This is a genomic window from Micromonospora sp. KC606 (assembly GCF_004348675.1).
Classification (GTDB): Bacteria; Actinomycetota; Actinomycetes; order Mycobacteriales; family Micromonosporaceae; genus Micromonospora.
Map to the genome: position 1 here is coordinate 1 of NZ_SMKN01000197.1, position 10,700 is coordinate 10,700.

Genomic DNA, 10,700 nt, shown 5'->3' on the forward strand with positions numbered 1-10,700 from the left:
CAGCGGGAGTTTGTAGCCTTCGTGGGTGGGGGCGAAACCGAGGGCGCGGTAGAAGCGGTGCGCGTCGGCGCGGGACTTGTCGCTGGTGAGCTGCGCCAGGCCGCAACCCCGCCGGCGGGCCTGGTCGATCGCCCACTCCAGGAGCAGCCGGCCCAGCCCCTGCCCGCGCAGGTCGGAGCGGACCCGGACCGCCTCGATCAGGGCCCGCTCGGCGCCGTGTCGACCGAGCCCGGGAATGTACGTGATCTGTAGGCAGCCGACGAGCTCGCCAGCCCGTTCGGCGACGATCTGCTGGTTGCGCGGGTCGGCGGTGATGTCCGCGAACGCCCGCTCGTACGCCTCGTCCACGGCGGGGACGTCCCGAGCCTTGCCGAGCACGTCGTCGGCGAGCAGGGCGAGGATCGCGGGCAGGTCCGATCGGACCGCCTCCCGGAAGATCAGGTTGGTCATGGCCGGAGTCTGGCACACCGCGCGGGAGGAACCGCTGCGGGACGGCCGCCGGCGGGCCGTCACCGCTGGTCACGCCAGCTGCGCAACGCCCACCACCAGCGCAGGATCTCCAGCACCGGCCAGCTTCCCGCCCCCTCCCCGGTGGGGGTCGGCGGGAAGCCGGTGAGCTCGCGCAACCGGCGCAGTCGGTATCGGACGGTGTTCGGGTGCACGTGCAGCGCGGCGGCGGCCTGGTCCAGCCGCTGCCCGTGGTCCAGCCAGGTCAGCGCGGTCGCGGCCAGTTCCCGGTGGAACCCGTCCGCCGGGTCCAGCGCCGCCAGCAGGGTGGCGCCGAGCAGCTCCGCCAGCGCCGACTGGGCGGCCAGGGCGGTCTCCCCGGCCAGCTCCGTCACGTCGAGCAGCCCGTGCCGCCCTTGCCGGGCCGCGACACGCAGGGCGGCCAGACAGAGGCCGTACATCTGGGGCGCCCGGTCCAGCGGGCCGGCGGGCGCGGCGACCAGCAGGACCGCCGGGTCGAGCCGGTCGGCCGGCGGCAGCCGGGGCGCCAGACCGGCCAGCCGGTCCTCGACCGTGCCGACGACGGCGCCGTGGCGGGCCAGCCGGCGGGCCAGCGCGTGGGCCCGGACCGGGTCGTCGCCGTCGGCCACCAGGCAGTGGTACGACCCCTCGGCGCGCAGCCCGAACCGGATCAGCTCCTCCGTCGTCGGCGTCACCGGCCCGCCGAGCAGCAACCGGCGAATGAGCCGGGTCCGTGGTTCCTGCCCGGCCCGGGCCAGGTCCCGCTCGGCGTGGCGGTGGCCGTCGACCACGGCGCGTTCCAGCGCGGCGGCGTACCGGCCGATGGTGAGCAGCCCCTCCAGCAGCACCTCGTCCGGGATGCCGGCGGTCCGGCCGTGCCGGACCACCAGCTCCACCGCCCGGTCCCGGCCGGCCTGCACGCCGCGCAGCAGCCCGGCCACGGAGATCCCCTGGGCGGCCCGGTCGGCGCCCAGCCGGCGGGCCTCGGCGAAGTCCTGTTCGCTCGGGTCGACCCGCTCCTCCAAGGCGGTGAGGCCGCAGTCGAGCAGGATGGTGACCTGACGGCGGACCTCCGCCGGCGGGAGGCGGGCCACCTCGGGGGAGTTTGCCCGGGCCGCGCCCACCACCTCCTCGATCGTCGCCGCGTCCGCGACCAGACCGCGCAGCAGGGCGCCCAAGGTCGCGACGTGCCCGGTTTCCAGCGTCGCCATCGCCGCCTCCGGTTGTGGTCGGGCCACAAGGGATCGCCCGTGCTTTGGCGTCCGACGCCTATCCCGAGCGTCGGACGGGTTGGTCTCCTTTTGTTACCGCAAGGTAACACCGATTTGTGTCGATGTCGCACCCGGTCTTTCAGGAGGGGTCCATGGCACCTGTTTCGTCCGTCCCCGCACCGCCGTCCCCGCACCGCCGGCGTGCGGTCCTCACCGCGCTCACCGCGCTCACCGTCGCCGCTGTCCCCGCCGCCGTGGTGACCGCGCCGACCACCGTCGCAGCATCGGCCCCCGCGCCGGCCACCACGGCCGTGCTACAGGAGGTGATGTTCGTCGGCAACAACTGGGAAGGCACCGCCGACGTCATCCGCTCCCGGGGCGACTACGCCCCGCTGGGGCGGATCAACGTGGTCCCCGACCGGGCGGAACGGCTCCGGGAGATCTACCTCAACCCGATCAAGCTGGCGTTCTTCCTCGGCATCCGGCAGGGCCCCGGCGAGGGCAACGACCAGTTGGTCGACGACATGTACACCACCCCCGACGGCGGGGCGCTGGTGGTGTCCAGGCCCAGCTTCGCCGACGTCGTCTCCATCGACCTGACCACCGGGAAGATCAACTGGCGGTTCCCGGTCTCCGGTTTCCGCTCCGACCACATGGCGGTGTCACCCGACGGCACCCGGGTCGCCGTCTCCGCCTCCACCGGGAACACCGTGCACGTGCTGGACATCGTCACCGGCCGGCAGCTCGGCTCCTTTCCCACCGGCGACAAGCCGCACGAGAACATCTTCACCGACGGTGGGCGCTACCTGTGGAACATGTCCATCGGCGAGGTGAACACCGCACTGGACGCGCCCTGGCTCGACTGGACCAAGGGCGACCGCCGCATCACCATCGCCGACGCCCGCACCTTCCAGGTGGTGAAGGTGATCGACATGCGGCAGCGCCTCGACGCGGCGGGGCGCGGCGACCTCTCCGACGCCGTCCGTCCCGCCGTCCTCACCCCGGACGAGCGCACCCTCTACTTCCAGGTCTCCTTCTTCCACGGGGTCGTCGAGTACGACGTGACCGGTGACCGGATCACCCGGGTCCGGGAACTGCCGAAGAACCCGGCCACCAGCGAGGACCGCACCACCTGGGTGAACGACTCCCGGCACCACGGCATGTCGGTCAGCCCCGACGGGGCCAAGCTCTGTGTGGCCGGCACCATGGACGACTACGCCACCATCGTGGACCGCGCCACCCTCCGCGAGGGCCCGCTGGTGACCGCGAGCAAGCCGTACTGGGCCACCGTCAGCGGGGACGGCCGGGACTGTGTGATCTCCGAGGCCGGCGCCGACCGGGTCACCGCGATCAACTTCGCCACCGGCCAGAAGGTGGCCAGCGTGCCCGTCGGCGACCACCCGCAGCGGGTCCGCATCGGTCGCATCCCGGCCGGCTGGACCGCCCCGCCGGCCCGGTGAACCGTCATGCCTGCCCGGTGAGCGGCCCGGCCCGCGTTGATCGCCGGGACGGTGACCGTGAACGCCCTGCCCGGGTGTGGGCACGCCGGGCCGGCCGGCGGTCACCGGGGCGGGCAGCGCAGCCCCTCCCGGGGCACCGTCAGTGAGATCAGGTAGGCGTCCACCGCGGCGGTGACGCAGGTCGTCTGCGGGTACGCGGTGTGCCCCTCGCCCTCCCAGGTCAGGACCCGGCCCACCCCGAGCATCGCGGCCAGCCGCGCGGTCTGCTCGTACGGGGTGGCCGGGTCTCCGGTGGTGCCGACCACCACGATCGGCGGGGCCCCGTCGGCTCGGCCCGTCGGGTACGGGTCCGGCTGGCCCGGCCACTCGACGCAGCCGAGCATCCCCACCGCCAGGGCCGGACCGAACAGCGGGTACTGCTGGCGCCACCGCGACTGCAACGCGCGGATTCGGTCGATGCCCGGCCGCTCCGTCTCGTCCGCGCAGTTGATGGTCAGGTTGGCGTCGAAGAGGTTGGAGTAGTGGCCGTCCTCGCCCCGACCCGTGTACGCGTCGGCGAGCGCGAACACCTCGCTCGGATCACCAACCTCCAGTTCGTCGACGGCCCTGGCCAGCTTCTCCCAACCCGACTCCGTGTAGAGCGAGGAGACGATTGCGTAGAAGATCCAACCGGGGGTGGCCTCCCGGCCGTCCGCGCCCCGCACCGGGGATGCCTTCGCCTTGTCCATCGCCGTGGTCACCGCGGCTCGGGCGTCCGGGGCGAGGGGGCAGCGGCCGGCGTTGGCCGCGCACCACCGGGCGAAGTTGCCGAAGGCCCGTTCGAACCCCCTGGCCTGGCTCTCCGAGCCGGCGACCAGCTTCTGCCTCGGGTCCACCGCGCCGTCGAGCACCATCGCCCGCAGGTTGCCGGGGTAGAGCTGGGCGTAGGTGGCGCCGAGCAGGGTGCCGTAGGAGTAGCCGAGATAGGTCAGCTGCTCGTCGCCGACCGCCGCCCGGACGGCGTCCATGTCCCGGGCGGCCTGCGCGGTGCCGTAGAGCGGGAGCTGGTCGCCGTACTTGTCGCCGCAGCCCCGCCCGACCCGCTGCTGCAACGAGCGGTAGTCGTCGAAGGCCTCCTGGCTCGCCGGATCCGGGTCGAAGCCGAAGCTGGCGTCGAGGTCGGCGTCGGAGATGCACTTGACCGGGCTGGAGCGGGCCACCCCGCGCGGGTCGAAGCCGACGATGTCGAACCGCTCGGTGACCGAGGCGGGCAGCCCGCCGAAGGCCGGCCCGAAGGAGAGGTAGACCGCGGTGTCCACCCCGGAGCCGCCCGGCCCGCCCGGATTGACCACCAGGGAACCGATCCGGTCCCGCTGCCGGGTCGAACGGGCCCGCAGCAACGCGATCTCGAACGTCTCCCCGCTGCCCGGCCCGGCGGTCGCGCCGGAGCCGGTGCCCCAGTTCCGCGGGACGGCGATCCTCGCGCACTCGTACCGCATGTCGCGCGCGCCGCGACCGACCAGATCCTGCGCCACCTCCGGGCAGGCCCGCCAGGTCGGTGTGGCGCCGGGGGCCGCCGCCCGGTCCGCCGCGCCCGGGACGAACGCCGGCAGGGTGCAGCCGGCGGCGAGCAGCGCGCCCGCGACGAGCCCGGCCAGGGTGAGCCGGACCCGGCGGATCCGGTGGGGAGTGCGGGTCACCAGCGAGCCTCCGTGATCGTCTTCCCGGCCAGGCTACGCCGGCGCGGTCGCCGCCGGTGCGACGGTCGCCGCCGGGTCACCCCGCAGCACCTGGTCGACGTCGTAGCGGACCGGCCGGTCGAGCTGGTCGTAGCGGCAGGAGTGGGGGTCGCGGTCGGGCCGCCAGCGAACGAAGCGGGCGGTGTGCCGGAACCGGTCGCCCTCCATCGCGTCGTACGCCACCTCGACCACCAGCTCCGGGCGCAGCGGCTCCCAGTCCAGGTTCCTCGTACCCGTCCACCGGCTCACCCCGCCCGGAATCCGCTGGCCACGCTCGTGGTCGCCGTGCACCCACGGGTGGTCGTCGCCGGCGTCCCGGTAGGCGGCCAACTCCGCCAACAGCTCCTGCCGGCGGGCCATCGTGAACGAGGCGCTCACCCCGACGTGGTGCAACAGCCCGGCGTCGTCGTAGAGGCCGAGCAGCAGCGAGCCGACCACCGGCCCCGACTTGTGCCAGCGGAAACCGGCCACCACCACGTCGGCGGTGCGGGCGTGCTTGACCTTGCTCATCAGCCGCTTGCCCGGCTCGTACGGCAGGTCGGCCGGCTTGACGATCAACCCGTCCAGCCCGGCGCCCTCGAACACCTCGAACCACCGGCGGGCCGTCTCCGGATCGGTGGTGACCTGGGTGACGTGCACCGGCGGGCGGACTTCCGCGAGGGCCTGCTCCAACCGGGCCCGGCGGGCCGGGTAGGGCTGCCCGGTGAGCAGCTCGTCGTCGATCGCCAGCAGGTCGAAGGCGACGAAGTCGGCCGGGGTCGTCTCGGCGAGCAGCTTCACCCGGGAGGCGGCCGGGTGGATGCGTTGGGCGAGCAGCTCGAAATCGAGCCGGGGCTGGCCGCCCGGGCCGTCCCGGCGGATCACGATCAGCTCGCCGTCGACGGCGCACCGCGTGGGCAGCTGCCGGCGGGCCTGCTCGACCACCTCCGGGAAGTAGCGGGTCATCGACCTGCCGCCCCGGCTGGCCAGCTCGACCTCGTCGCCGTCGCGGAACACGATGCACCGGAAGCCGTCCCACTTCGGCTCGTACGTCAGGCCCGGGTCGGTGGGCAGCCGGGCCACGCTCTTGGCCAACATCGGCTCCACCGGCGGATTGATCGGCAGGTCCACGGCGACCAGTCAACCAGACCGCACCGACAGTGGTGAGGCGGATCACTCGCTGAGCCCGCCCGGCGTGTCCCCGCCCGTGCCCGCGCGTCACTGCCGCGCCAATCACATTCCCGCAGCTCAGAGCTACCGTCGCCGAGTGGTGTGGAGGTGCGGATGCTGCGGACGGTTCGAGGTGACCGTCGAGCTGATCCGTGGTCGGCACCGCTACCGCCTGGTGCACCGCTACCCGGCCCGCTTCGGTGGCGGCAAGAACGTTCTCGGCGAGGTGGGCACCGTCGCCGAGCTGGCGGAACTGCTGCGCCGGTTCACCGCGATCGACCTGGCCGACCTGCGCGAGGCCGGCTGACCCTCGGGACACCGGATCGGGTCGACGTTCGGGGTCAGAACCTCAAGCATGACGGTTTGCGGTGGAATGTACCTTCATGTCCTGTTGTTCCCGTGCGGGAGGATCTGCAGTGCGTCGGCGGAGCTGAGGTCGTTGGGGGTGTAGATCTCAAGCCGATGGTCAGGGCTGTCGGGCTGGAGCCAGACCTGGTAGGCGACGCTGACTGCGCCAACCGTGGGGTGCTGTAGGTGCATGTCTCCGATGGTGCAGTCGACGACCTCGCCTGTTGCCCACATGGCTGCGAACTCGTCACTTCGCATGACGAGTTCGCCGATCAGCTCGGCCAGCCGCGCGTCGGTGGGGAATCGGCCGGCGGTGAGTCGGAGATACGCGACGTGGACGCGCGCGAGCTCGTCCCAGTTACGGTGCAGGTCGCGGACGAGTGGGTCGAGGAAGAACATCCGTGGGATGGACGGTCGGCGTCTGATGTCCTGTGGCGCATCGAAGGCAATGTGTTCGGCGAACAGCGCGTGGCCGGTGCGGTTCCAGGCCAGCACGTCTCCTCTGCGACCCAAGACGATTGCCGGCGTCGCAGCGTCGAGCGACTCGAGGAGAGCCAGGACTCGTGCGTGAGGTGTCTCCTGGGGTGGTTCGGAAACTCCGGGACTAGCGGGCTGTCGCGCGAGGTTGTGCAGGTGTAGAGATTCGATCTCGTCGAGTTGCAACACCCTGGCGAGGGCGGCCAGCACCTGCTCGGAGGCAGAGTCAGCCTGCCCCTGCTCCAGGCGCGTGTAGTAGCCCGGGCTCACTCCCGCGAGCTGGGCGAGCTCCTCCCGTCGCAGGCCTGGAACCCTGCGGGCGCTGCCGTAGGTGCGCAGTCCAATCTGGGCAGGCGTGATCCGGTCACGACGGTTCTTCAAGAATGCTCCGAGGCTCTCCACGGCTCGAGCGTAGGCGGCCCGGAGTGCCGGTGGGTGTTCCTGCTGGGTGTACCCACAGCAGGGGAATGGCTGCTGCCCGGGCCGAGACAGAACGTGGACGGCATGTCGCAACAGAACGCGAAGAACCCCGCCGGCAGACGTTCCTGGCTAGGACTCGTGGTGGTCCTCGGGCCCGTGCTCCTGGTGTCGATGGACGGGTCGATCCTCTTCCTGGCGATGCCCCGAATCAGCCAGGCTCTGTCACCCACCGCGGATCAGGCGCTGTGGATCTTGGACATCTACGGCTTCGCTGTCGGATCGCTGCTCATTGCCTTCGGCAATATCGGTGACCGGTACGGGCGACTGCGGCTCCTCATGATCGGCGCGGCGATCTTCGGCATCGGGTCCGCCGCGGCTGCCTTCGCGCCCACCGCCGAGCTTCTCGTCGCCGCCCGCGCACTCATGGGCGTCGCTGGCGCGACGCTCCTGCCATCGGCCCTCGCGGTGCTGAGCGGGCTGTTCTCAGACCCCCGTCGCCGGGCGCAGGCAATCGGCATCTTCGCCGCAGCATTCGCAGCCGGATTCGCCATCGGCCCCATCGTCGGCGGCATGCTGCTGGAACGACTCTGGTGGGGATCGGTCTTCCTGATCAACCTGCCCGTCATCGCGCTCTTCCTGGTCTTCGCACCCGCCCTGCTCGGCGAGGTACGAACCAACCGACCCGGACGCGTGGACGTCCTCAGCGTGGCGACCTCCGCAGCGGGCCTCCTGCTCGCCATCTACGGCCTCAAACACGCCGCTGCCGAGGGACTCTCGACCACCGCCGTCCTGGCGAACGTGGCAGGGCTCGCGCTGCTCGTGTGGTTCGCCCGACGACAGCGGGTCCTGGAACACCCGTTGATGGACCTCTCACTCTTTCGCGACCGCGTCTTCACCGTCGCGGTCATCACCGGGCTACTGCCCCTGGCCGCGTGGTCAGCTGCTGCCTACCTGGCCGGCATCTACCTCCAGTCGGTCCTCGACCTTCCCATCATGCAGGCTGCGCTCCTGGCTCTGCCCGGGGCCACTGTCCTGACCGCCACCTGCATCGTGACGCCGATGGTGGTCGACCGCGTCGGCAAGCGAGCCGCCCTGATCGCCTGCCACTTCTCCGTCGCGGCTGGACTACTGTTTCTCCTGCTGGCGACGACCGACGACGGAATCGGCTGGTACGTCGCCTCCACGGTCATTGCAGGCGTCGGCTACGGCATCTCCTTCGCCGTGGTTGCGGACACAACCGTCGGCGCCGTCCCGACCGAACGGGCGGGCTCGGCGGGAGCGATCGCGGAGACCAGCAACGAGATCGGCAACGCCCTCGGTATCGCTCTGCTCGGTTCACTCGCCGCGCTGACTTTCCGACTCCAGGGGCCGGACCTGGCATCGACTCTCGACGAGACGCTCCAACTCCCTGGCTTGGCCCCCGCGACCGTCGTGAACGCGAAAGCCGCCTTCGTCGCCGGCCTCCACGTCGCCGCTACCGTGGCCGTTCTCCTGCACGTGGCGCTCGGCATTCTCGCGCTTCGTTGGCTTCCTCGGTCCGGGATGGAACAGCCCGCACCGGCCACCGCACTGGCGACAACAGCCGACCAGACGGAGGGGACGCCGCGATGACCACCGGTCGGACACTGGGCAACGATCGGGGTCTGGACATCACTACGACCGCCACCGGCCACACAGCCACGGGCGACCGACCGCCGGCGCCTCGGCTCAAGACCGGCGTCACCACCGTCCGGCCCTCTTACCCCTAGGCTGGACGGGTGTCCGAGCTGACGTACCCGCAGGTGGGCGCGACCCGGGCGGCCACGCTGCCGACGGGGTGGCACCACCTGCGGCACCGCTACCGGCTGCCCGACGGCTGCTTCGCCAGCGCCGCCGAGGCGGTGCTGACCTGGCGGCTGCACCGGGCCGCCGGGGTGCGGATGCGCACCGACGCGCCCCGTGCCGCCCCGGGCGTCCGGGTCACCCCCGGCCTCGGGGTGGGGCCGCTGCGGATCTGGGGGCCGTGCGAGGTGGTCTGGGTCGAGTCCGGCGAGCGCCGGGCCGGCTTCGGCTACGGCACCCTGCCCGGCCACCCCGAGCAGGGCGAGGAGGCATTCCTGGTGACCCGGGACGACACCGGCGCGGTCTGGTTCGAGGTGACCGCGTTCAGCCGGCCGGCAGTCTGGTTCGTGCGGGCCGCCGGGCCCCTCGGCCGGGCCGTCCAGCACGGGTACGCCCACTGGCTCGCCCGCATCCTGCGCCGCCTCTGCGCCCGCCGCTGACCAGCCCGTCCGCCGGAACCGGTCAGAACCGGGCGAAGGAGCGGATCGGCATCCTCGGCCCGAACCTCGGCGCCTGGATCCCGGCCGCGGCCAGCAGCAGGCAGACCCGGCCCCGGTGGCCCCGGAACGGTTCCAGCAGGGCCAGCATCCGGGCGTCGTCGCCGCGCGCCTCGCCGGCCAGCGCCCAGGCGACCGTGTTCGGCACGTGGTAGTCGCCGACGCTGACCGCGTCCGGGTCGCCGTACGCCACCCGGACCACCTCGGCGGCGGTCCACGGGCCGATGCCGGGGACGGCGGTCAACCGGCGGGTCGCCTCGGCGCTGTCCACGCAGCGCTCCAGCCGGTCGGCGAGGGCGGCGGCGCGGCGCAGCGTGTCGGCGCGGCGCTGCTCCACCCCGAACGGGTGGAAGACCCAGTACGGCGCGGCGGCGATCGCCTCCGGCGTGGGCGGCAGCAGCAGCGGCTGCATCGGCCCCGGGGCCGGCTCGCCGAAGTGCCGCACCGTCGCCGCGTACGCCCGGTACGCCTCCGTGCCGGTCACCTTCTGCTCCAGGACCGCCCGCAGCACCCGGGGGAAGAGCTGCCCGGTGGCCGGCATCCGCAGCCCCCGGTGCCGGGCCGCCAGCCGGGCGACCAGGGGGTGCGCGGCGGCCAGCTCGGCGAACCCGGCGAGGTCGTCGCGGAGCCCGGCGATCGCGTCGGCCCGGTCGACGATCCAGTCGGCCCCCGGACCGTACGCCTCGGCGAGCAGCTGGCCTGAGTCCGCGCGCAGCGACAGGCTGGCCGGGCCGGCGGGAGTGCGGGTGGCGTACCAGAAGACGCCCGCGACGATCCGCGCGCAGGGGTCGTACGGGCTGAAGGTGAGGGCCCGGACGGTGGCCGCAAGCCGGTGGTCCGCGGGTGGACGCAGCGACCGGCGGGCGGTGGGCTCGGTCCAGGTCACCCGGCACACTCTGCCATGGCGGAGCACCGTGCCGGACGACGGACCTGCCGCCGTTGCCCCGGCTGCAACAGGGAACTGCTCGCCGACCCACGGCGAAGTGCCGTGACGGACGACACCGCCGACGCCCTGCGCGTCGGCGGTGTCTCCATCCCGGGGGCGGACCGGCCGCGTGGCGGCCGTGGGGGCAGGGCTGGGGGGCCTCGGCGGCGCGCCTGCTGGCGTAGACGCGCACGCCGCCCTTGTCC

Annotated in this window: 10 protein-coding genes; 4 read left to right on the plus strand and 6 right to left on the minus strand. The window is 72.7% G+C overall.

The window, feature by feature from the left end; all coding sequences use genetic code 11:
- Together E1193_RS25635 and E1193_RS33850 are read right to left on the minus strand one after the other, a co-directional pair.
- Positions 1-450: GNAT family N-acetyltransferase (locus E1193_RS25635; RefSeq protein WP_132185750.1), on the minus strand; the 450-nt coding region annotated here is incomplete at its 3' end.
- A gap of 59 nt (positions 451-509) precedes the next feature.
- Positions 510-1,679: a helix-turn-helix domain-containing protein gene (locus tag E1193_RS33850; RefSeq protein ID WP_132185751.1), complete on the minus strand. Its 1,170-nt coding sequence runs from the start codon at positions 1,677-1,679 to the stop codon at positions 510-512.
- 152 nt (positions 1,680-1,831) lie between these two features.
- Here E1193_RS33850 and E1193_RS25645 point away from each other — a divergent pair, with 152 nt between their 5' ends.
- Positions 1,832-3,139: a YncE family protein gene (locus E1193_RS25645; RefSeq protein WP_132185752.1), complete on the plus strand. Its 1,308-nt coding sequence runs from the start codon at positions 1,832-1,834 to the stop codon at positions 3,137-3,139.
- Positions 3,140-3,240: 101 nt separating this feature from the next.
- On the opposite strand, the gene E1193_RS25650 is transcribed toward E1193_RS25645, so the two are convergent.
- Together E1193_RS25650 and E1193_RS25655 are read right to left on the minus strand one after the other, a co-directional pair.
- Positions 3,241-4,818: an alpha/beta hydrolase gene (locus tag E1193_RS25650; protein ID WP_132185753.1), complete on the minus strand. Its 1,578-nt coding sequence runs from the start codon at positions 4,816-4,818 to the stop codon at positions 3,241-3,243.
- A gap of 33 nt (positions 4,819-4,851) precedes the next feature.
- Positions 4,852-5,967, minus strand: a complete 1,116-nt coding sequence (locus E1193_RS25655; protein WP_132185754.1) for an ATP-dependent DNA ligase — start codon at positions 5,965-5,967, stop codon at positions 4,852-4,854.
- Positions 5,968-6,103: 136 nt separating this feature from the next.
- Between E1193_RS25655 and E1193_RS25660 the strand changes: the two genes are divergently transcribed.
- Positions 6,104-6,313, plus strand: a complete 210-nt coding sequence (locus tag E1193_RS25660; protein WP_132185755.1) for a hypothetical protein — start codon at positions 6,104-6,106, stop codon at positions 6,311-6,313.
- Positions 6,314-6,387: 74 nt separating this feature from the next.
- Here E1193_RS25660 and E1193_RS25665 read toward each other — a convergent pair whose 3' ends face one another.
- Positions 6,388-7,233 carry a helix-turn-helix transcriptional regulator gene (locus E1193_RS25665; RefSeq protein WP_132185756.1) on the minus strand — a complete coding sequence of 282 codons (846 nt, stop codon included), beginning with the start codon at positions 7,231-7,233 and terminating at the stop codon, positions 6,388-6,390.
- 102 nt (positions 7,234-7,335) lie between these two features.
- Here E1193_RS25665 and E1193_RS25670 point away from each other — a divergent pair, with 102 nt between their 5' ends.
- A complete protein-coding gene (locus E1193_RS25670) occupies positions 7,336-8,862 on the plus strand; it encodes an MFS transporter (protein ID WP_132185757.1) in 1,527 nt (508 codons plus the stop codon).
- A gap of 146 nt (positions 8,863-9,008) precedes the next feature.
- Positions 9,009-9,512 (plus strand): DUF1990 domain-containing protein, encoded by a 504-nt coding sequence (locus E1193_RS25675; RefSeq protein WP_132185758.1) that lies wholly within the window; start codon positions 9,009-9,011, stop codon positions 9,510-9,512.
- Positions 9,513-9,534: 22 nt separating this feature from the next.
- Here E1193_RS25675 and E1193_RS25680 read toward each other — a convergent pair whose 3' ends face one another.
- Positions 9,535-10,455 (minus strand): DNA-3-methyladenine glycosylase, encoded by a 921-nt coding sequence (locus E1193_RS25680; protein ID WP_132185759.1) that lies wholly within the window; start codon positions 10,453-10,455, stop codon positions 9,535-9,537.
- Positions 10,456-10,700: the final 245 nt, after the last annotated feature.

What these genes read in the sequence shown, in the direction of transcription:
- E1193_RS25670 (WP_132185757.1), top strand. Translation starts at nt 7,336, where the DNA reads ATGTCGCAACAGAACGCGAAGAACCCCGCCGGCAGACGTTCCTGGCTA.
- E1193_RS33850 (WP_132185751.1), bottom strand. Translation starts at nt 1,679, where the DNA reads ATGGCGACGCTGGAAACCGGGCACGTCGCGACCTTGGGCGCCCTGCTG.
- E1193_RS25645 (WP_132185752.1), top strand. Translation starts at nt 1,832, where the DNA reads ATGGCACCTGTTTCGTCCGTCCCCGCACCGCCGTCCCCGCACCGCCGG.